Source organism: Klebsiella sp. CD33 (assembly GCF_051992865.1).
Lineage (GTDB): Bacteria > Pseudomonadota > Gammaproteobacteria > Enterobacterales > Enterobacteriaceae > Klebsiella > Klebsiella pneumoniae.
Genome location: NZ_CP197023.1, coordinates 2,435,538 through 2,456,891 on the forward strand (window position 1 = coordinate 2,435,538; position 21,354 = coordinate 2,456,891).

Sequence of the window (21,354 nt, forward strand, 5' to 3'; positions counted from 1 at the left end):
GTATATGACGGATATTGAAAATTATCACAACTGGCTTCGCGATGCGCATGCCATGGAAAAACAGGCTGAGTCGCTGCTGGTGGCCACCATCAGACGCCTCGATAATGAACCGCAGTTACGCACCCGCCTTGAACAACATCTCTATGAAACCCGACGGCAATTGTCCGCCCTGCAGGATATCATCGCCCGCAACCATATTTCCCGCTCCGCGCTGAAGGATGCGATGAGCCGGGTGGCGGCGTTAGGACAGACCATTGGCATCATGCTGCCCGGTGATGAGGTTATTAAAGTGATTATCACTGCCTACGTTTTTGCCCATTTTGAGGTCGCCTGCTATACCGCTTTATTAACGGCGGCGAAAAGAGTAGGCGACCACAGCGCGATGCACACACTGGAGGGTATCCTGGCTGAAGAGAGAGGAATGGCTGATTGGCTGCTCCATTATCTGCCAGCGCTGACCGGGCAATATCTTATGGATACCGATATGCCTGGCGTTGAGGCCGGGCATTAAGCCGCCGGAGAACGCTATGGTCAAACGGCAAACCATCGCGCTCCTCGTCGCCGAGGAACAGGTTCCGCTGGTATTAACCGCCAGGCAGCAGGCGCTGGTGGACGCGGTAGCGAACAGGATGCTACCAGCGGAACGCAATCCCGTATCGCCTGTCGGCAAACCGCGCGCGAAGGCCAGGGCGGGGTCCGGATCGCGCTGAGGCGGCTGACAGGGACGGGCAGAACGCGAGGTGAGAGTGATGCAACGGGAAGAGTGGTTTCACAGAGCGGTCATCTATCAGGTTGACAGTTCGCTCTTTTATGATGCCAATGGCGATGGTTTTGGCGATCTCGCGGGCATTCGCCAAAAGCTACACTACATCCGCAGCCTCGGAGCGACGGTGCTCTGGCTGACTCCGTTCTATCTCACTCCTCTGCAGGATGATGGCTATGATATCAGCGATCATCTGCAGCCCGATCCGCGGTTCGGCACTATCGCTGACGTGATTGAGCTGATTACCCGCGCCCGCGAGCTGGGACTGCGGGTGATCGTTGAGCTGGTGATCCAGCACACCTCCGCGCAGCACCCGTGGTTCCAGGCGGCGCGACGCGATCCCCGGTCGCCGTGGCGGCCGTATTATCTGTGGGCCGATCGGCCGCCGGAAAACGACGATCCTCCCATGTTTCCCGGCGTTGAGGAGAGCGTCTGGCGCTGGGACGAACAGGCTGGGCAATATTATCGCCACATGTTTTATCACCACGAGCCCGACCTGAATCTCGCCCATCCGCCGGTGATCTCTGAAATCGAAAACATTATCACCTTCTGGCTGCAGGCTGGGGTGTCTGGCTTTCGTCTCGATGCCGCGTCACATCTGGTCAAGCAGGCCGGAAAGGGCGACGAGACGCGCGGCTACCCGCTGCTGACCCATCTCCGGCAGGTTGTACAGCGCCTCAATCCCGATGCGATACTCCTGGGGGAAGTGGACGTCGCGGTAGAAGATTACCGTCATTATTTCGGCCAGGGCGATCGGCTGCAGATGGTGCTTAATTTCTGGCTTAACAAATACCTCTACCTCAGCCTGGCGCAGCAGCGCGCCGCGCCGGTCGTGAAGGCTCTGCAGGCGATGGTGACCCCGCCGGACGGGTGCTGCTTCGTCAACTGGCTGCGCAACCATGATGAACTGGATCTTGAGGGGATTGGCGAGCGCAACAAGCGCCAGGTTATCCGCACCTTTGCCCCTGATAAATCGATGTCCGTTTACCAGCGCGGCGTACGCCGAAGACTGGCGCCGATGCTGGACGGCGATACCCGACGCATAGCGTTAGCCCATGCTATCCTGCTGGCGCTGCCCGGCGTGCCGGTGATGCGCTATGGCGACGAGATTGGCATGGGTGACGATCTCTCCTTACCGGAGCGCTACGCGGTCAGAACGCCGATGCAGTGGTCGGCCGCGGCCAACGCCGGCTTTTCCCGGGCGGCGCGGGATGATTTGCCGGTAAAACCGGTGGCCAGCGGGCGGTTCCGCTACCAACGGATCAATGTAGAAACGGCGCTGCGCCATCCCAGGTCGCTGCTGCATCGGGTACGCAATATGGTATTGGCGCGCACGGAATATACTGAACCGGGATCCCTCCCTTTTACTCTCCTTACCCTAAAGCCCGACGCGGTGCTGGGCTTACTCTATCGCAGCGAATCGCGGGAGGTATTGATGCTGGCCAACTGCAGCCAGCAGGCGGTAGAGGTCCTGCTCCCGCCGCTGGCCGAGGGCTACTGGAGCCCAATTCTGGAAGATAAGCTCTATCAGGATGGGCTGCACGGCGGGAAAGATGCGCGGCTGGCACTCTCCGGGTATGGTTACCGTTGGTTCAGCCGCAGCCTGAGTTAGCGCCGTTTTCCGGAACGACGGAACAACGCCCGCAGCGCCATCGTCGCCACTGCTACCCCGACGCCGGCGGCGACTTTACCCGGGAGATCGGCGCTGATGGTGACTGCTTTACGCCGTGCGCCATCGTTAAAGGGGCCGTGGCCCGGATGATTGCCGCGCACCGGCGTGAACAGGTCGTCCTGTTGGTCTGACGACTTTGGCTGACCGGTAAACTGTCCCTCCCACGCTTTTTTCACCATCAGCCGATCGAGCAGGCGAGGGAAGAAGACCTGGCCGAGGATCGACTGGATGGTGCTTTTTCCGACCCACAGCTCGTTGACCGGGCGCTGGATGACGCTGTAAATAGCCTCGGCGGCGACTTCCGGCTGATAGACCGGGGGCACCGGCTGCATGGCCTGATCCATTTTGTTTCGCGCCCAGCCAAACTGGGCGGTGTTCATCCCCGGCAGTTGCACCATGGTCAACTGGATGTGGCTTTTCTCATGCATCAGTTCGGTTCGCACGGCATCGGTAAAGCCGCGGATCGCCGCTTTCGCTCCGCAGTAAGCCGACTGCAGTGGGATTGAACGCCAGGCCAGCGCCGAGCCGGCCTGAATAATCACCCCCCGATCCCGGGGGATCATGACCTCCAGCGCCGCGCGGGTGCCGTTCACGTACCCGAGATAGGTCACCTCCGTCACCCGGCGAAACTCCTCCTCGCTCATCTGACGAAAGGGCGCCAGCACGGTGGTCATGGCGTTGTTGATCCAGACGTCGATTGCCCCGAGGGTGGTTTCCACCTCGGCGGCGGCGCGCTGCAGCGCCCCGGCATCGACGACATCGGCGCTAATAGCCAGCGTTTTAATGCCAAACCGTTCACAGGCCTGTCGCGTCTCCTGTAAACCCGTTTCGTCTCGGGCGATCAGCGCCACGTGATATCCAGCGCGGGCGAAACGCAGCGCGGTAGCTTTGCCCGCTCCCGCGGTTCCACCGGTAATAACCATCACAGACATAGTGACCTCATTATGTTTTGGCTTTCACAATATTGACTGTACGGATCGGTTAATTATTTCTCACCAATGGCAATGACGAGGTGGGAAATATCCTGGAATAAGCGCAATGTGAATCAGGCGGCATCTCCTGGTTAGTTTCGGCAGATCCTACATACTTCGGCGAAGGCGTTCTATAATTTGTAGGATCCCTGACAACCAGCGAGGAGGAAAAATGTTAATGTTGAACGTTGTTAACGGTGAAAAAGAAGAGGATGACGCCACTCGCGCTCCGGAATCAGGTGATAAACAACCGGAGCGTGATAAATAGCGAAGCCGATACTATTCCTGCTCAGGAATAATGGATATCTGGCCGTTACGCTCGAGAATAGCGAATTTGATCGCTTTCAATTCATAAATGCCATGGTGCTGCCTGGCCGCCAGCAGGATATCATCGACAGAGATATTGACGAGCTTAATCTTCTCGTCGATGACAGCACCATTTTCAACCACGATAACCGGCGTACCATCGAGAAAATTTTCTGCCTGAGCAAATTTTTTCTTAATATAGCCGAACAAAATATCAATACTAACCAGGGTGACGATAGTCAGCATCGACCCGGTAACCGAATAGTCTGTGCTGAGCATCGCCTGCTGGGTGGCTTCGCTGATAATCAGCAACAGTATCAGGTCAAAGTTGGTTAATTGCATCAGGGTTCTTCTGCCGGCAATCTTAAAAATAATCAACAAGATCAGATAGATTGCTGCGGCTCTAAGGACCATTTCCATAGCGACTCCTACGGATAGACAAACTGCTGCCAGGTTACAGAATAGCGATCGTTAACTACCGCCTGCAGAGAGATATTACCGGCCGTTTTTGGGGTAACGGCTAACCACACAGATATCGGTGAAGGGGGGGGCGACCGCTGATAGACGAGATGTAATTTCCCGTCGGCGCTATACATTTTATCCGGCTGCGGACGGATATCACCGATCTGGTAGCGGGTTAATAACGGGGCGGCGAAGCTGATAATGGTGTCGCTGGCCGTATCCGGTTTAATCTGAATATTAAGCTCGGTTTCACTCATCAGCCTGGCATAGCGCTGATAATCGACGCTTAATTCGCCTCCACTGGTTTCCCGGTGTGCTTCACTGAAATAACCGGAGGACCACAGGCCGCTTAACGCGGTAAGAATGATGAGACTCAAAACAATTATCCCATAGCGGCGGAAGCGATATTCAAAGCGTAAGGAGCGTTCATTCTCATCGACGATAGGACAAGGCTGTTGATTCTTAATCATTAATATTTTCCCCGCGTTTCGTTTCGCCAGGAGCGTAACGATAAGGACATTCTTATATTAGACGATATCAGAACAATTGACTTTGTAAAAATGGCCAGCCTCAGCCAGGCTTTATTCTCATCGTCAGCAAAAAACGGAGGCATGATGAAAAAACTAGCATTGGCCATGGCCTGTCTGTTTGCCGTAGGTGTCGCGCAGGCGGACGATAAGGGAGGGTTTAGCCAGGATGCAGCGCCGCCGCCGCCGCACAAACTCGATGACGGCTATCGCGGCGTCGAGGATGGCCGGATCATGACCGTTGAGCAGGCGAAAACCATGCACGATGGCGCGACCGTTTCGCTGCGCGGCAATCTGCTCAAGCGGCAGGGAGATGACCGTTATCAGTTTCGTGATAAAAGCGGCACCATCACCGTTATTATCCCGGTCGCCGCGTTTAACGAACAACACGTAGAGCCAGACGATCTGGTCAATATCAACGGCAGTCTGGATCGCAAAATGACGCCGCCGGTCGTGCGAATCGATCGTCTGCTCAAGCAGTCGCCTAAGTAAGCGGAGCACGTCGATATGAGCACCTTTTCTCACTCGCAAGACGAAGAGCGCGGTAAGCAACCTGCCCGTGAGGCGCCCGGGGAGCAGGGCGAAGTTCCGCGTAAACGGGACGACAGCAAGGATGACAAATCCGATCCCTGGCATCCGCAGGATGGCCGATAGCGTCACCCTGCGTCACCAACGACACGAAAACCAGGGGAACGTGGGAGCCAGAGGCTGCAAAAAGACGCAGCTTCGGCATCACGCACTATACTTTTTGTTCGACATCACTACAGGAGGAATCAAATGGCGATTCATAAGAAAGGGCTAGCGCACTGGGAAGGCGACCTGAAGCATGGCAAAGGCACCGTGTCGACAGAAAGCGGGGCGCTGAGCCAGCAGCCCTACGGATTTAACACCCGTTTTGAGGGGGTGAAGGGCACCAACCCTGAGGAGCTGATCGGCGCTGCACATGCCGCCTGCTTTTCGATGGCCCTGTCGCTGATGCTCAGCGAAGAGGGATATACCGCAACGTCCATTGACACTACCGCAGTGGTCACCCTCAATAAAACCGACGGCGGCTTTGCGATTACCGATATCGCGCTGCAAAGCCAGATCGTCCTGCCGGACGTGTCTCCGGCGGCGTTCGATGAGATCATCCAGAAAGCGAAAGCAGGCTGCCCGGTATCGCAGGTGCTGAAGGCCAACATTACCCTCGATTACCAGCTGAATCCGTAAGCCGTCGTGCCCGCGTGCTGCGGGCACTCTTTCCGCAATATCTCTCCCAATGCTGTCCAACAGTGGTATCTTTTGTCCTTTAGTTGCACGTAAGGGATACCATCATGATCGGCATTCGCCGGATGATCGAGGCGCAGGTGCTCGGCCTGACCGGCATGGCGCTAAAAGAGATCGACTTTGAACGACCCAAAGGAGAGCCGGGGCTGTTTGGTCCCCAGTCGGCCATCTGGCAGGTGCATGGCGATTTTACCTCGATGCTCTGCGGCGGCATTAGCGCGCTGTTGCTGCAGATGCTGCATCCTCTGGCGCTGGCCGGCGTCTGGGATCACTCTCGTTTTCGCGAGGATATTTTGGGCCGCCTGCGCCGCACCAGCCAGTTTATTTCTGCCACCACTTTTGCCACTACCCCCGACGCCGAACGGCTAATCGCCAAAGTACAGGGGATCCATCAGCGGATCGCCGGGGTGGATAAGGACGGAACCCCGTATCAGGCGAGCGACCCGGCGCTGTTAACCTGGGTGCACGTCGCCGAGTGCAGTCGCTTTATGGCTTCCCACCTGCGCTACAAGCGGACGGTGGTCAGTCCCGAGCGCCAGGAGGACTATTTTCGTGAGTCGGCGGAAATCGCCCGGCGGCTGGGGGCTCGGGATATCCCTCAGACACCGCAGGAGGTGGCGGACTATCTCGAGGCGATGCGCCCGCGACTGCGCTGCGACGAACGTACCCGGGAGGTAGCTGAGGTGCTGCTCTCCACCCGTCTGCCGGGGCGGATGAGCCAGCCGGTCGGCCGGGTGATGATGAACGCAGGAATTGACCTTTTGCCGGAATGGGCGCAGGAGATGCTGGGATTATCGCTCACGCCGCTGCAGCGGCGCACGACGCGCCTGATGGTGCATGGCGTGGCCCGCGTACTGCGCGCCTCGGTACGCAACGGCGCCTGGCATTGCGCCATGCGCCGGATGACGGAGGCGTGATTCAGTTCGCTTGGCCCAGGTGACCGGCAATCAGCGCCTGCAGACTGCCATCCGTCCGCCACTCGCTAAGCGCGTCGTTTACCGCGTGAAAACGGTCCACGTCCGCCCGGGCGACGCAGATGGCCTGCTGGATCTCGGTAAAATTATCCGCCAGTACCCGCACCCCGGCGTGCTGACGGGCTGTCGCCTCCAGCGGCTGGCGGATGCCGGCGACCATATCCCCTTCACCGGCGAGGAAGGCGTCGATTGCCTCCTGCGAAGAGGGAAGGCGATGCAGGCTGGCGTGCTGCAGATGGCGGGTTAGCCATAGATCGTATGCGGCGTTTTGTCCGACGTTAATGGTGGTTGCCGGGCGATCCATGTCGGCCACGCTCTGGCAGGGCGAATCAACGCTGACCAGCGCGGTACCCTGGATGGTGATATAGGGCGAGGTAAAGCGCAGGGTGGCTTCCCGCGCCGGATCGATGGCCAGAAAGGCAATATCCCAGTGCTCGCCACCGGCGTCAGCCACCACTTTACCCGCGGCAGGATAGGGAACGAATTCGGCGCTGACGCCCCAGCGCGTCGCCAGCCGATGGCTGAGCTCGACGGTGATGCCCGCGGGCTTTCCTGTCTCCCCGAGATGGGCCAGGACCGCATTGCCCAGATTAATGGCGAAACGCAGCCGGGATGGTTTGTTATGTGACATCGCTGACTCCTGTGGTGGCTAAGCTAAAGTGGCCCGACCTGTGGCCACCCTTCAAAAGATAGTTCATTGGCGCAAGGTTGCAGCGTTCCAACGGCACATACAGTAAATAGTCATTACCGACCGCCGCGATATCGTTAAACGGCAAGGCAATGGCTTTTATATTGTTAAGCATAAACTCAGTTTGTCAGTTTATTCTTCCCGCTCACAAAGGGAGAGAAATAATGACACAACATAATTTTGAAAATGATAATAAATATCATGAGCGTTCGGTGCAGGCGCGAAAGAGTACCCTTGTTAGCGTGGTGGTTAATATTTTCCTTTCTGCCTTACAGGTAGTCGTGGGAATATTTTCCGGCTCTCAGGGATTAATTGCCGACGGAATGCACTCTTTTTCCGATCTGGTCGCCGATGGCGTGGTATTGATGGCGAATAAAAAGAGCCGTCGACCGTCTGACCACGATCACCACTATGGCCACTGGCGCTATGAGAACGGCGCCTCCCTAATCATCGGCGCGATGCTGCTGCTCGTCGGGGGTGGCATGCTATGGTCCGCGGCGGGCCATCTCGCGCAACCGCAAACTATTCCGCCGGTGCACAGCGCGGCGCTGTGGATGGCGCTGGTGGCGCTGGCCGTCAAGGAGGGGCTGTTTCGCTATATGCTGGCGGCCGCCAGGCGGCTGAATTCGTCGCTGCTTATCGCCAATGCCTGGCATGCCCGCTCTGACGCCGCATCCTCCCTGGTGGTGGCCCTGGGGATTATCGGTAATCTGGCCGGGTTCGCCTGGTTCGACCCGCTCGCCGCGCTGGCGGTGGGGCTGCTGATTGCGCGCATGGGCTATCGTTTCGCCGTCAGCGCGCTGCATGATTTAATGGACCGTGCGGTTGATGAAGAGATGCAGCAGGCGATCGCCGATACGCTGCGAACCACGCCGGGCGTGGCGGGCCTCCACGATCTGAAAACCCGTAAGGCGGGGGATCTGGTGCTGGTGGATGTCCATCTCGAGGTGGCTGGCGAGATGTCGGTAGCCGAAGGGCATCAGATTGCCCGTCACGCGCGGGAGCGGGTGCTGGCGCAGCATCCGGTGCTTAATGTGATGGTGCATCTCGATCCCTGCGAAGCGCAGGGGTTGACGAAAGCGGTCTGATACACCCGGTAGCATAAGCGGAAAAATGAATTGGCTCAGCGGTTATTTTTTCTTCTGAGCCATTATTGCTGGCGCATTGATTGCCTGAAATATAAAAAAGGCCCATACTAAAAACGCCATTACCATCGCTAAATAATGGCGCAGATCTGCCCATCGCAGTTAACGATAAAATAAACCAATCGGCTCATAGATAATCTCTATTCTGTATTCAGAGATAATGACCAGAGCGGTAATTCAGGAAGTCAGACAATGATCATTCGGCCAGAACAACACTGGTTTCTTCGCCTATTTGACTGGCACGGCTCCGTGCTGTCGAAAATCATCTTTCGCCTGCTGCTAAATGTGCTGATGTCGATCATCGCCATTATCAGCTATCAATGGTACGAACAGCTGGGGATCCACTTAACCGTGGCGCCGTTCAGCCTGCTGGGGATTGCGATTGCGATTTTCCTCGGCTTTCGCAACAGCGCCAGCTACAGCCGCTTCGTCGAGGCGCGAAATCTGTGGGGGACGGTGCTTATCGCCGAACGCACGCTGGTGCGTCAGCTGCGCAATATCCTGCCGGCGGAACACGATGCCCATCGCCGCATCGTCAGCTATCTGGTGGCCTTTAGCTGGAGCCTGAAGCACCAGCTGCGCAAAACCGATCCGACGGCTGACCTGCGGCGGTTGCTACCGGAGGAGAGGGTGACGGAGATCCTCGCCAGCTCAATGCCCACCAACCGGATCCTGCTGCTGGCCGGCAACGAAATTGGCCAGCTGCGGGAGGCGGGCAAGCTCAGCGACATCACTTACGGGCTGATGGACAACAAACTCGACGAGCTGGCGCACGTGCTGGGCGGTTGTGAAAGGCTGGCCACCACCCCGGTGCCTTTCGCCTATACCCTGATCCTGCAGCGTACCGTCTACCTGTTCTGTACGCTGCTGCCGTTCGCCCTGGTCGGCGATCTGCACTACATGACGCCGTTTGTCTCGGTCTTTATCTCTTACACCTTTTTATCGTGGGATTCGCTGGCGGAAGAGCTGGAAGATCCGTTCGGCACCGCAGCCAATGACCTGCCGTTGAACGCGATGTGCAATACCATCGAGCGCAATCTGCTCGACATGACCGGTCAGCATCCGCTGCCGGAGACGCTGCGTCCGGACCGTTACTTCAATCTGACCTGAGCCTGGCCCACCGGGCGGTTTCGCTGCCCGGTCATCACTTTCCGTAGCAATTTATCCGTCACAGCACCGCGGTGAAAACCGCAAAATTTGCAAATAAGTTAAATTTAACACCTGATAGATAACATCAATTATACAGAATTGTGGTGTATGTTATTATTCAGTTAACAAACGCAGTACCTACGCTTTCCCATCGTACTATCCTTGAGAAACAGCATTCTTTTCAGGTGACGCCATGCGATTCACGCTTCGTCGCCGGGGTTGTCGTACGCCTTTTTCGGCTAGAGACAGCCAGAACAGAGCAGCAGGAGTAAAGAGATGACCAATAAAAGACGCGCGGTTCCCGGTGTTCACCCCTATGACGGTCCGGCAGGCGGGTGGGGCGCGTTGAAGGCCACGGCCATCGCCGTGCGCACCCAGATGGATGCCTTTGAGGCGCCCGCCACGCTGCTGCGTACCAACCAGCCGGACGGTTTTGACTGCCCGGGCTGCGCCTGGCCGGATAAAGAACATAAATCGACCTTCCAGTTTTGCGAAAACGGCGCCAAAGCCGTGACCTGGGAGGCGACCACCAAACGGGTGACGCCCGCATTCCTCGCGGCAAATACCGTATCTTCCCTGCTGGCAAAAAGCGATTTTGAACTGGAGGGCTACGGCCGCTTAACCCATCCTTTGGTTTACGACCGGGACAGCGATACCCTGCGCCCGGTGGCGTGGGAGCAAGCCTTCGCCCGTATCGGCGAGATCCTCCGCGGCCTGCAGCCGGATGAGGTTGAATTCTACACCTCTGGCCGAGCCTCCAACGAAGCGGCGTGGCTGTTCCAGCTGTTTGCCCGCGAGTATGGCACTAACAACTTCCCCGATTGCTCCAACATGTGTCATGAATCCACCAGCGTGGGCCTGCCACAGTCGATCGGCATTGGTAAAGGCACCGTCTCTCTCGACGATTTTGACCAGACCGAGCTGGTGATCTCCATCGGCCATAATCCGGGCACCAACCACCCGCGGATGATGGGCACCCTGCATGAGCTATCCCGCCGCGGCGTGCCGATTATCGTTTTCAATCCGCTGCGTGAACGGGCGCTGGAGCGTTTTGCCGATCCGCAGAACGTGATGGAGATGGCGACCCGGCGCTCGACGCCGATCGCCTCGACCTACTACCAGGTACGGGCCGGCGGCGACGCGGCGGCGCTGAAAGGGATCGCCAAAGCGCTGCTGCAGCTGGAGGAGGAGCAGGGCAATGTGCTCGACCACGCGTTTATTGCCCAACATACCCAGGGATTCACCGCCTTCGCCGATGACCTCCACGCCACCCGCTGGCAGGATATCGAGCAGGAGTCTGGCCTGACGCGCGAATCCCTGACCCAGGTTGCGGCGGCTTACGCCAAATCCAGGGCCACCATCGTCACCTACGGTATGGGCATCACCCAGCATAACAAAGGCACCTCCAACGTGCGTCTGATTGCCGACCTGCTGCTGATGCGCGGCAATATCGGCAAGCCGGGGGCCGGGATCTGTCCTTTGCGCGGTCACTCGAACGTGCAGGGTAACCGCACTGTCGGGATCAGCGAAAAACCCTCCGCGGCGTTCCTCGACAGCCTGCAGCGGGTGATGGGGATTACGCCGCCGCGGCATCATGGCCACGATGCGGTAAAGGCCCTGGAGGCCATGATCGCCGGCGATGCCAAAGCGCTGATCTGCCTTGGGGGCAACTTCGCCGTGGCGATGCCGGACCACGAACGCGCCTTCCCGGCGATGCGTGGCCTTGAGCTCAGCGTTCACGTCGGCACCAAGCTCAACCGCTCACATCTCCTGACGGCGAAAGAGACCTTTATTCTGCCGTGTCTGGGCCGCACCGAGCTTGACCTGCAGGCCAGCGGCCGGCAGTCGATCACCGTCGAGGATTCGATGTCGATGGTGCATGCTTCGTCGGGCAAGCTTAAGCCCGCCTCGCCGATGCTGCGCTCGGAGCCGGCGATTGTCGCCGGTCTGGCGAAGGCCACCTTGCCGGCCAGCAAAGTGGACTGGCAGTACCTCGTGGAAGACTACGATCGCATTCGCGATCTGATCGAACAGACCATTCCAGGGTTCGAGAATTATAACCAGCGCATTCGCCATCCTGGAGGCTTCCGCATGCCGCTGCCGCCGACCGAGCGCATCTGGCCTACCGCCACCGGTAAAGCCATGTTCTCGGTATTTAAAGGGGTGCATGAGAACGTGGTGGTGGAGGGTGAGGACGTGATGCGCCTGGTGACGCTGCGCAGTCATGACCAGTACAACACCACCATCTACGCGATGGATGACCGCTACCGTGGCGTCTTTGGCCGCCGCGACGTGCTGTTTATGAACGAGCAGGATATGGCCGCCCAAGGTCTGGAGCATGGCGATCGGGTGGATATCCATACCGCGCTGCCGGGAAGCGCGCTGACGCTGGAAGATATCACGGTGGTGGCCTACGGCATTGCGCCGGGCACCGTCGGCGCCTATTATCCGGAAGCCAACGTGCTGGTGCCGCTGAACTATCTCGATGAAGAGAGCGGCACCCCTTCGTATAAGTCGGTTCCCGTTCGCCTGACGCTGCGCTCGAAAGAGATCCGTCCGCTGGGCGGCGGGCGCTAAAAAGGTATAGCGCAGAGCGGCGTCGCGCCGTCCTGCGCCCCGCAGCACCTCGTGGTGTCCTCGCTTGAATTTATCGCTAGCGAAACTAACATTCTGGTAACCTGTGCGCGGCCCCGGGGGTGAACGGCGGGGTTCAAACGGGAAAGAGAATGGATATTAAGCAACTCAAGTATTTGATCGCGCTCGATCAGACGCGCCATTTTGGCCAGGCGGCGGCGGCCTGTCATATTACCCAGCCGACGCTCTCCATGCGCATTCGTAACCTGGAAGAGGAGCTGAACCTGACGCTGATCCAGCGCGGCCAACGTTTTGAAGGTTTTACCCCGGAGGGAGAGCGGATCCTGGCCTGGGCGCGGGCGGTGCTGGCCGCTCATGACGGCCTGGCGGCAGAGGCGGCCATCTGTCGCGGGCAGATGGTCGGCCAGCTGCGGGTCGGTATGGTGCCGCTGGCGAGCCTCAATCCGATGCAGTTGATTAAACCCCTGGCGGAGAAATATCCGGCGCTGCAGTTCAGCCTGTTGTCGATGACCTCGGAGCAGATTATCGATGGCGTCAGCCGTAATCAGCTGGATCTGGGGATCTGTTATCTGCAGCATCTGGATGAAGGTCAGTTCAAGATTGCTCGCTTGCCGCAAACCCGGATGGGACTGCTGCACGATAAACGCCATTTCGACTTCAGCGCCGGGACGCCGGGATGGGAGACGCTGGCGACGCTGCCCCTCGGCTTTCTGACCAAGGGGATGTATTACCGGGAATCGATTGAAATCAGCTTTAAGGCCAAAGGGCTAACGCCAAGGTATGTCTTTGAAAGTGATTCGACGTTTCAGATTATCCAGGCGGTGCAGGCGGGGATCTGCTGCGCCATTATGCCGCTTAACAACGGCCTCGAAGCGCTAAGCGATAATCTTGAAATTCTGCCGATCGCCGAAACCCATGTTGATTCACAGCTGGCGCTGATTATGCGCCAGCAGGAACCAGTCTCGACCCTGGCGGAAAAATGCTTCGCCGAGGCGCAGGGGATATTTGGCTGAGGCCGGGCCGCCGACCTGGCGGCTTGTCACTAAAATGCCTAAACGCCCCTCTGATGGGAGAGTGTCAATATAGCCCCGGTGATGCTGGACCGTTGGTAAAAGTGGTATTGCGGCGCCGCTTAATGCTGTCCAGAAGTTACAAGCCTTAATGGCAATTTTTTATCCCTCCTGCAGTACACATCACAAATATTAACTATGGCAACAGCCGTCATTTAAGTTAACAACAACCGATATGTATTACTCCATAATGATATATTAGGCTGACTTCCTGGTTAGATTATGATGCATTAATGTCATGCCGGCATATGAATTCTTAAATGAATATGTCTGAAAACTAATAATATCACGGACTGTTTACATGTCATCTCATACCAACATTGTACAAGAAAAGGCTTTGCAACTGATGCAAAGCATTGGTCAAAATACCTACCTTAAGTCAATCATGAGCGGTATGATGCTCATATTGCCAGTAACGATCATGAGTTCTGTGGCGACTTTGGTTAAAGTGTTTCCGTTTGCTCCATATCAGGATTTTTTGTTACGACACAACTTAACTCGCTTCTTTGATATCCCGATTACCTTCACGAATAATTTTTTAGCCGTGATTGTCGCTTTCTCCGTTGCCTATACGCTAGCGAAAAATTTCGATGTTGATGGCTTCATGTCAGGCCTGATTTCAATGATCTCTTTCTTTATTTTAACGCCGTATGATCTCGGTGAAATAGGGCCGTTAGGGCAATCATTTTCAATCCCTGGCCAATGGCTGGGGCCCATGGGGCTGTTTACCGCCATTCTGGTGGCGATAATTTCAACACGAATATTCGTGGCGATAACTCGCAAGGGGTTGATTATCAAAATGCCAGAAAATGTCCCTGAATTTATCTCCAAATCGTTCTCTTCATTGATTCCAGGAATCGCCATCCTGACGCTGTTTACAATTATCTCCGCAGTCATTACCAGCGTTGGTTATGGGAGCATTCACGAAATTATTTATAAATTAATCCAGGTTCCGCTAACATCACTTGGATCCGGAATCTGGTCACTCATCTTTGTTGCTGTTGTTGCGCAATTGCTATGGTTTTTTGGGCTGCATGGCCACGCTATCACCCTCGGTATCGTAGCGCCGATCTGGTTTGCCATGGATGCCCAGCAGCTTGCTGCGTATGCTGCAGGCGTCGACTTACCCAACATCACCGGCTTTGCGTTCTTTATGACTTATGGCTCTGCTGGAGATTTATTGCCGCTGGCTATAATGCTCGCTTTTTTCGCGAAGAGCGCACGCTATAAAACGCTCGGTAAGATCGCCTTGCCGCCAGCTATCTTCACCATTGGCGAACCGATGGCTTATGGCGTGCCGCTGGTAATGAATTTTACTCTGGCGATTCCTTATATTTTTATCAATGGCATCATGCTCGGCATTGCATGGTATCTAACGGTCATTGGCGTATTGCCTCGCGTCGCTGGGGTGAGTACCCCGGCCGGCATGCCGATCATTATTTCTGGTTTTATGCAGGGGAGCTGGAAAATTGCCGCTTTCCAATTTATAGGACTTTTTGCGCGATTTGCAGGATGGTATTTCTTCTTCAAGACTGCCGATCTTGTCGCTTGCCGGGAAGAAAATCAGACGGATACCATTTGAATGCTCCTTAAAAAAATGCCAGCAACGCCAATTTAGCCATGGTGGGAAAGATGTTAAGTATCAATTACCAAACGGAAAACATTATTGTCGATCATCTGCCAATTATGGTGTGCTGGTCTACCAATTATCCTCAAAAGTCATTTTCGATAAAAGTGTATAAAGGTGCAGAACTGGTATCTCTTATCGCAAGAGAGGGTAATAATACAATTGTCACTCTCGATGCAATATCGTTACAAAGCTTTACTTCTTATACCATAGAAGTCCTTACCCACGGTGACAATGGTGAGAACAACGTTTTTAGAAACAGTTTTACAACCAGTAATCTTGGCCATTTTTCTGGCCGCTGGGTGAGCGGTGGGCATCACTTCACTAATGATATTCATTACTATCGCGGTAAACGTAATGTGGTGATGAGAAAAACAATTTATCTCGACGAAGACCTCCTCGATGCCTATATTAGTATTGTTGGTCTTGGTTTTTATAAATTGTATATCAACGGTAAAGAGGTCACACGCGGTGAGCTCAATACTGACTGGACAAATTATGCTAAAATTATTTATTATGATACTTACAATATAAAGCCGTTTATTAATCAGCCGAAAAATGAAGTCATTGTTGAGCTAGCCGATGGCTGGTTTAATCCAGCACCGCTTAAATTATTTGGTAAATATAACCTGAGAGAGACCTTAACCATCGGTGAACCACAGGTCATCGCTGACATTTATATGAGGTTTGCAGATCGCGAAATGATCATCGGTAGTGATGCCGACTGGCAATATTGCGAAGGCGCTTATACCTTCAATAATATCTATTTGGGCGAGCGCCTGGATATGAAACTGTTTCGCGGAGACAACACCACCGATTTGCTGATGCCTGACTGGAAAAATGTGGTGCTGAGCAACGGGCCTGAAGGCCGTCTGGTCTCGAGTTTTATTCCGAAAATTAACCATACGTTGTCCCTCGGGGCAGAGCATATCCACGTCGTAGACGAAGAGACATTCATTATTGATTTCGGTGCCATCGTCACCGGATTTATCGATTTATCCATTACCGCGTCTGAGAATCAACGTGTGGAACTGCTCTATAGCGAAGACGTTGATGAAAACTACGAACTAAACACTGACTCCACCCTTGCGGGATTTGTCGGCAAACAGGTTACTGAAGGTGTGATTATTGACGGCGGAATTGGAGCACCGGCGAGGGCGGAACAGAAGGATGCCTTTGAATGCCGCAGTGGGAAGAATCATTTTATCAATGCCTTTACCTGTCATTCGTTTCGCTATGTGCAGTTAAGCGGTATTAATATTGAACAATTAAACAACGTTCAGGCGCTTTCAGTACATACTGTACTAAGGGAAAACGGGGGCTTTTACTGCTCAGATCCTTACATAAATAAGCTCTTTGAGGTTGCTAAAAGAACCAAACTGAATAACATTCATTCGGTCTTCGGGGATTGTGCCCGCGAACGTTTCGCCTATGGCGGAGACATTGTCGCGTTGGCCCGGTCGCAAGTGTATCAGTTTGACTCTGCCGCTATTTATAAGAAAACTATCTTTGATTTTATCAATGATATTCGTCCCTGTGGTGGTGTGACGGAAACTGCGCCATTTATGGGAATTAAGACTAATGGAGTCGGCGGGGAAACGGGCCCCCTGGGCTGGCAACTGGTATTACCTTATTTGATAGCTATTCACTATCGACATTATGGCAATGTCAATCTGCTGGCCGAAAGCTTGCCATTTCTTGAGAAGCAGATCCTCTCCCTGGAAATGCGCGACTTTGATGACCTGGTGACCTGCTGCCTGGGTGACTGGGGAAGCCGCGTTCATGATATGCGTAATTACAAAAATGGCTCGCCAGCTCTCCATTTCACCAGTGCTTGTTTCTATTATTATCATTTGTTAATTATCGCAAAAATATGTGATGATCTTGGCTTTAAAGAAAAATGGCTAAAATATATTGGCAAGGCCAATAAAATTAGAGAGAAAATTTTATCACTCTATAAGAATACGGATGGCAGCTTTGCCGATCGCAGTCAGACCAGCTTTGTTTTTGCAATCTACTTCGATTTGTGTGATGATATCGAGAGTTCATTGAATGCATTGATCGATCTCATCAAAAAAGAGCAAAATGTTATCACTTGTGGGATTTTTGGCCAAAGTTTTGCCTATGAAATATTTCATCGCTATGGTCATAATGAATTAATCCTTGAATGGTTAAGAGTCGAAGCCGGATTCAAGAAAATGCTTAAAAATGATGCCAGCACATTGAAGGAATTTTTCGGTGATAACCTGAATGGTTCGAATAATCACGCGATGTTCAGTTCTTATTCCAGTTGGCTGTTTCAGGCTTTGGGCGGCATTACCGTCGCTGAGGAGGCGGTTGGTGCTGATGTTATTTTAATCAGTCCATCCTTTACTGACACGATTAACTTTGTGGATTGCTGGCATCAAACCATCAGAGGGCGTATTGAGTGTCGCTGGCGGCGCTATAAAAAAGGCATTGAATTAGTCATCAAAGTGCCATTTAACCTCAAAAAATGCACCCTTAAATTACCAAAAGTGTATCAACTTAATAAACAATTACCTGCGCCGATAGACTGTGATACCTATCATCACTTTTATGACATTACCGATGCAGGTGAGATAAAAGTACTATTGTAATGATAGTGCATACCCAAACGTTCGCTCCAGTTAGGTACTTTTATGTTACACCATGATATTCATGAAAAGCTACTGGCTTATACCGATAGAGAACTCGAACTGCTTCGCGCTAACTATCAACTGTGTCATAAATTCAAAAGCCATATGGAGCGAAGGTTTTTCAAAGACAACTACATTCATATTGAAAAGCAGACCCGATTTACTAAAATTCCGTTGCATTCTCATGGCTTTATCGAGCTTATTTATATATATCAGGGTAAAATGCATCAGAAGATTAATGAAGAAAGTCTCACTTTAGGTAAGGGGGAGATCCTGCTTATCAACCAGTTTGCCAGACACGAAATTGAAGCCGCAGGGCAGAATGATATTATCATCAATTTTATTATTAAGACCGAATTTTTCGGTCGACTCATGTCCCTTTTTGACGAAAATAACATCATTTCCCGCTTTATCCTTTCAGCAATTAATGGCAGAAAAAAACATGGAGAGCATATTCACTTTAAAGTGGGGGAAATCGACGCAATTCAAAACATTATGCATGTCATCATTAGCGAGATCTACAGTAATAACCACTTAAAAGAGATACGCGTCAATTTCCTGGTGGGACTGTTGATGACCGAACTGCTCTCGAATGTGCAAGCCAGCGATTACCATATCAACGGCAGTTACAATGAATCACTTGCCATGGCCGTGTTGAGATATATTGATACCGATTATAAAACTGCCAGCCTGAAAGAGATCTCCTGTCGTTTAAATCAGCCTAATTATAAGGTGAGTAAACTGATAAAAGACTTCACTGGTAAGAACTTTAGCGATTTGTTGGTTGAAAAACGCCTGGATGTGTTGATCCATCTCCTTAAGCATACTAATCACTCTATTATTGATGTTATTAATATGACGGGTTATGAAAACGCCTCGCATTGTTATAAGGTATTTAAAGAGAAATATAATATGAGTATTAAGGAGTATCGTGATCTGAACTCCTGAATAGTAAATTGGCTGACAGCGTTCATGCTATTGCATGTTTTTGTAATAAGTAAAATCGGCAACAACCGATATATAAAAAGGCAAGCAGGGTTATAACACGGGTGGCATTCTTTAAATAAAATCAGATAAGCAATAAAAATAATAATTTTATTTATTTTATATCTCTTACCCGATGGAGTCTGAAGAATGAACCCCAGAATTATTATTTCAGGTGTTATCTCATGTTTTCTGCCTGCGACCTTATGCCATGCGGCCAATCTAAGCGACGACGGCAGCTTCCAGTTAAATGGATATGGCATGGTGGCTGGAGATTTTCAGAGCGAACTAAACCGTCCCAAAAACATGTCGTTGCATACCGATCCCACCGGACCTAATCAGGATCCTCGTGGCAAAATGGGCGATTTGGGAAACAGTTTCTGGCACGATTACTGGACATCGCTGGCTATCACTAAAAAATGGCAGGGGCTGGCTTCTCCCGAGCAATGGGCTGATTACACCTATGAAATGGTGGGTTACGGCGATAAAACGGTAGAAACGGCACAGAATTATGGGCGCTTTGGTGGGCTCTCTTTTCTTCCCGAGGGCGCAAACATTTGGGCTGGGCGTCGTTACCTCGATCAACGTATTAATATCTTCGCTTACAATACCAAAGAAGTACATATTGATTCCGGCCTCGGTTATAACAGTAAGAATTTTGATTTGAACGTTGGTACCGACCAGATCGACTGGTCCAGCGATACCGCGCCGCAGGCGATAGAAGGCTCGCGGCGCATCGTTGATATGGCTTATCGTATCGATCAGACAGAGCTGGGTATGACCTATGTTAAAGAAATTGATGACCCATTGGGCACTGGCAAGCAGAAAGCAATTAGTTTTTCCGCGAAATACAGCATGCCGTCTTTTTGGGGAGTGGCAAAGGGACAATCGACAGTCAAATTACAGTATGGTAAAGGGGTTATTGCTCCTTATCTGAACACCAGTCGTATTACCGTCCTTAGCGAAGAGGGCGATTCTTCAATGCGTTTTTCCACCGACGGAAACTTGACGTTATTTGATGATTTTGCCGTCTCGCCGGCTTTCATCTATGAATATACCAAGCGTGAAAAAACTGCTGACCGAACCACCTTTATACCTGATACAGGTTATTCAGGGGGGGACATGACCTATGGTTCCGCAAATGAAACCGGGATCTTTACCGGCGTAAACGTTAAACAAAATATTCATCACCAAAATCTCTCCATGTTGTATGAAGTCATGGTGAATAACACTATCAATAAAAATGGCGTCGAAGGTGCCAGCGGCGTCGGCTACAAAATTGCCGCCGGCCCGGCCCTGCAACTGGATGTTTTACCGTATGTCGCGCCGATTCTCAGTTTGACGGTTACCTACGCAGGTGGGGACAAAGAGGTCACGTTATTGCCGGAAGACTCGGAGTGGCGAGTCGGGTATCGAATGGAAGTCTGGTTCTGAATCATTACTACATCACTACAGGATATTACCGGCTTTGTTGAATAAATCAGATTTCGGGTAAGTCTCCCCCGTAGCGGGTTGTGTTTTCAGGCAATACGCACGCTTTCAGGCATACCTGCTTTCGTCATTTTGTTCAGCGCTCGTACCAGGGCCATAGCCTCCGCAACCTGACCATCGTAGTCACGCAGCGTCAGTGAACCCCCGAACAGCTGTTTTACCCGGTACATCGCCGTTTCCGCTATCGAGCGACGGTTGTAGTCTGTTGTCCATTTCCACCGCGCATTACTCCCGGTCATTCGCTGATTAGCCACTGCACGGTTACGGTCTGCATATTCACCGGGCCAGTAACCCGCACCTTTTCGGGGAGGGACAAGCGCGCTGATTTTCTTACGCCGCAGTTCATCGTGACATAGCCGGGTATCGTAAGCGCCATCGGCGGCGGCTGACCTGATTTTCCGGTGGGTTTGCCGGATTAACCCGGGGAAGGCCTCTGAGTCCGTAACGTTGTTCAGCGACAGGTCAGCGCAGATGATTTCATGTGTTTTACTGTCAACGGCGAGATGCAGCTTACGCCAGATACGGCGGCGTTCCTGGCCATGCTTTTTGACTTTCCACTCGCCTTCACCGAAGACCTTCAGCCCGGTGGAATCAATTACCAGGTGTGCGATTTCACCCCGGGTGGGCGTTTTGAAACTGACATTAACCGACTTTGCCCGCCTGCTGACACAGCTGTAATCCGGGCAGCGTAGCGGAACGTTCATCAGAGAAAAAATGGAATCAATAAAGCCCTGCGCAGCGCGCAGGGTCAGCCTGAATACGCGTTTAATGACCAGCACAGTCGTGATGGCAAGGTCAGAATAGCGCTGAGGTCTGCCTCGTGAAGAAGGCGCTGCCGACTCATACCAGGCCTGAATAGCTTCATCATCCAGCCAGAAAGTTATGGAGCCACGGTTGATGAGGGCTTTATTGTAGGTGGGCCAGTTGGTGATTTTGAACTTTTGCTTTGCCACGGAACGGTCTGCGTTGTCGGGAAGATACGTGATCTGATCCTTCAACTCAGCAAA

The 21,354-nt window shown here is 53.1% G+C and carries 21 protein-coding genes; 15 read left to right on the forward strand and 6 right to left on the reverse strand.

Features of this window, described 5'->3' with window-relative positions; translation table 11 throughout:
* The first annotated feature begins 4 nt into the window (after nucleotides 1-4).
* Genes ACR809_RS12125 through ACR809_RS12135 form a run of 3 tightly spaced genes read left to right on the forward strand, consistent with a single transcriptional unit; the run spans nucleotide 5 to nucleotide 2,375 of the window.
* A complete protein-coding gene (locus ACR809_RS12125) occupies nucleotides 5-511 on the forward strand; it encodes a ferritin-like domain-containing protein (protein ID WP_004151243.1) in 507 nt (168 codons plus the stop codon).
* A 16-nt stretch (nucleotides 512-527) separates the two neighbouring features.
* Nucleotides 528-710: a hypothetical protein gene (locus ACR809_RS12130; RefSeq protein WP_122051280.1), complete on the forward strand. Its 183-nt coding sequence runs from the start codon at nucleotides 528-530 to the stop codon at nucleotides 708-710.
* A gap of 39 nt (nucleotides 711-749) precedes the next feature.
* On the forward strand, nucleotides 750-2,375 hold the full coding sequence (locus ACR809_RS12135) for an alpha-amylase family protein (RefSeq protein WP_122051281.1): 1,626 nt from the start codon (nucleotides 750-752) through the stop codon (nucleotides 2,373-2,375).
* Here ACR809_RS12135 and ACR809_RS12140 read toward each other — a convergent pair.
* From ACR809_RS12140 to ACR809_RS12150, 3 genes are all read right to left on the reverse strand, one after another.
* Complete coding sequence (locus ACR809_RS12140; protein ID WP_004151245.1) at nucleotides 2,372-3,367, reverse strand: SDR family oxidoreductase; 996 nt, start codon at nucleotides 3,365-3,367, stop codon at nucleotides 2,372-2,374. The genes ACR809_RS12135 and ACR809_RS12140 overlap by 4 nt on opposite strands.
* Before the next feature lie 318 nt (nucleotides 3,368-3,685).
* Nucleotides 3,686-4,132, reverse strand: a complete 447-nt coding sequence (locus ACR809_RS12145; RefSeq protein WP_004148482.1) for a DUF421 domain-containing protein — start codon at nucleotides 4,130-4,132, stop codon at nucleotides 3,686-3,688.
* Nucleotides 4,133-4,140: 8 nt separating this feature from the next.
* Nucleotides 4,141-4,644, reverse strand: a complete 504-nt coding sequence (locus tag ACR809_RS12150) for a hypothetical protein (protein WP_032446090.1) — start codon at nucleotides 4,642-4,644, stop codon at nucleotides 4,141-4,143.
* Between the two features lie 144 nt (nucleotides 4,645-4,788).
* On the opposite strand from ACR809_RS12150, the gene ACR809_RS12155 reads away from it, so the two are divergent.
* From ACR809_RS12155 to ACR809_RS12170, 4 genes are all read left to right on the forward strand, one after another.
* The gene (locus tag ACR809_RS12155) at nucleotides 4,789-5,193 is read left to right on the forward strand and encodes a YdeI family stress tolerance OB fold protein (RefSeq protein WP_002906035.1); all 405 of its coding nucleotides are present in this window, start codon (nucleotides 4,789-4,791) and stop codon (nucleotides 5,191-5,193) included.
* 15 nt (nucleotides 5,194-5,208) lie between these two features.
* Nucleotides 5,209-5,355 (forward strand): hypothetical protein, encoded by a 147-nt coding sequence (locus tag ACR809_RS12160; RefSeq protein ID WP_002906033.1) that lies wholly within the window; start codon nucleotides 5,209-5,211, stop codon nucleotides 5,353-5,355.
* 123 nt (nucleotides 5,356-5,478) lie between these two features.
* A complete protein-coding gene (locus ACR809_RS12165; protein ID WP_002906030.1) occupies nucleotides 5,479-5,910 on the forward strand; it encodes an OsmC family protein in 432 nt (143 codons plus the stop codon).
* A 104-nt stretch (nucleotides 5,911-6,014) separates the two neighbouring features.
* The gene (locus ACR809_RS12170; protein WP_009485847.1) at nucleotides 6,015-6,884 is read left to right on the forward strand and encodes an oxygenase MpaB family protein; all 870 of its coding nucleotides are present in this window, start codon (nucleotides 6,015-6,017) and stop codon (nucleotides 6,882-6,884) included.
* Nucleotide 6,885: 1 nt separating this feature from the next.
* Here ACR809_RS12170 and ACR809_RS12175 read toward each other — a convergent pair whose 3' ends face one another.
* Nucleotides 6,886-7,572 carry an ABC transporter substrate-binding protein gene (locus tag ACR809_RS12175; protein WP_117109289.1) on the reverse strand — a complete coding sequence of 229 codons (687 nt, stop codon included), beginning with the start codon at nucleotides 7,570-7,572 and terminating at the stop codon, nucleotides 6,886-6,888.
* Entirely contained in the window at nucleotides 7,562-7,744 is a 183-nt protein-coding gene (locus tag ACR809_RS12180) for a hypothetical protein (RefSeq protein ID WP_004143707.1), read from the reverse strand. Before ACR809_RS12180 ends, ACR809_RS12175 begins: the two co-directional genes overlap by 11 nt.
* A gap of 49 nt (nucleotides 7,745-7,793) precedes the next feature.
* Between ACR809_RS12180 and ACR809_RS12185 the strand changes: the two genes are divergently transcribed.
* The 8 genes from ACR809_RS12185 to ACR809_RS12220 all read left to right on the forward strand — a co-directional run bounded on the left by ACR809_RS12185 (nucleotide 7,794) and on the right by ACR809_RS12220 (nucleotide 20,290).
* Nucleotides 7,794-8,717 (forward strand): cation diffusion facilitator family transporter, encoded by a 924-nt coding sequence (locus ACR809_RS12185; RefSeq protein ID WP_004151892.1) that lies wholly within the window; start codon nucleotides 7,794-7,796, stop codon nucleotides 8,715-8,717.
* 249 nt (nucleotides 8,718-8,966) lie between these two features.
* On the forward strand, nucleotides 8,967-9,884 hold the full coding sequence (locus ACR809_RS12190; RefSeq protein WP_004148478.1) for a bestrophin family protein: 918 nt from the start codon (nucleotides 8,967-8,969) through the stop codon (nucleotides 9,882-9,884).
* Nucleotides 9,885-10,199: 315 nt separating this feature from the next.
* Nucleotides 10,200-12,500 carry an FdhF/YdeP family oxidoreductase gene (locus ACR809_RS12195; protein ID WP_122051282.1) on the forward strand — a complete coding sequence of 767 codons (2,301 nt, stop codon included), beginning with the start codon at nucleotides 10,200-10,202 and terminating at the stop codon, nucleotides 12,498-12,500.
* Nucleotides 12,501-12,649: 149 nt separating this feature from the next.
* Nucleotides 12,650-13,531: a LysR family transcriptional regulator gene (locus tag ACR809_RS12200; RefSeq protein ID WP_002906016.1), complete on the forward strand. Its 882-nt coding sequence runs from the start codon at nucleotides 12,650-12,652 to the stop codon at nucleotides 13,529-13,531.
* A 403-nt stretch (nucleotides 13,532-13,934) separates the two neighbouring features.
* Entirely contained in the window at nucleotides 13,935-15,170 is a 1,236-nt protein-coding gene (locus ACR809_RS12205; RefSeq protein WP_162992579.1) for a PTS sugar transporter subunit IIC, read from the forward strand.
* A 50-nt stretch (nucleotides 15,171-15,220) separates the two neighbouring features.
* Nucleotides 15,221-17,833, forward strand: a complete 2,613-nt coding sequence (locus ACR809_RS12210) for a family 78 glycoside hydrolase catalytic domain (RefSeq protein ID WP_050597315.1) — start codon at nucleotides 15,221-15,223, stop codon at nucleotides 17,831-17,833.
* Between the two features lie 42 nt (nucleotides 17,834-17,875).
* Nucleotides 17,876-18,820, forward strand: a complete 945-nt coding sequence (locus ACR809_RS12215; protein ID WP_004180047.1) for an AraC family transcriptional regulator — start codon at nucleotides 17,876-17,878, stop codon at nucleotides 18,818-18,820.
* A 186-nt stretch (nucleotides 18,821-19,006) separates the two neighbouring features.
* Entirely contained in the window at nucleotides 19,007-20,290 is a 1,284-nt protein-coding gene (locus ACR809_RS12220) for a carbohydrate porin (RefSeq protein ID WP_032418921.1), read from the forward strand.
* A gap of 86 nt (nucleotides 20,291-20,376) precedes the next feature.
* Here the strand turns inward: ACR809_RS12220 and ACR809_RS12225 are convergent, their stop codons facing one another.
* Complete coding sequence (locus ACR809_RS12225; protein WP_162992539.1) at nucleotides 20,377-21,345, reverse strand: IS5-like element IS903B family transposase; 969 nt, start codon at nucleotides 21,343-21,345, stop codon at nucleotides 20,377-20,379.
* Nucleotides 21,346-21,354: the final 9 nt, after the last annotated feature.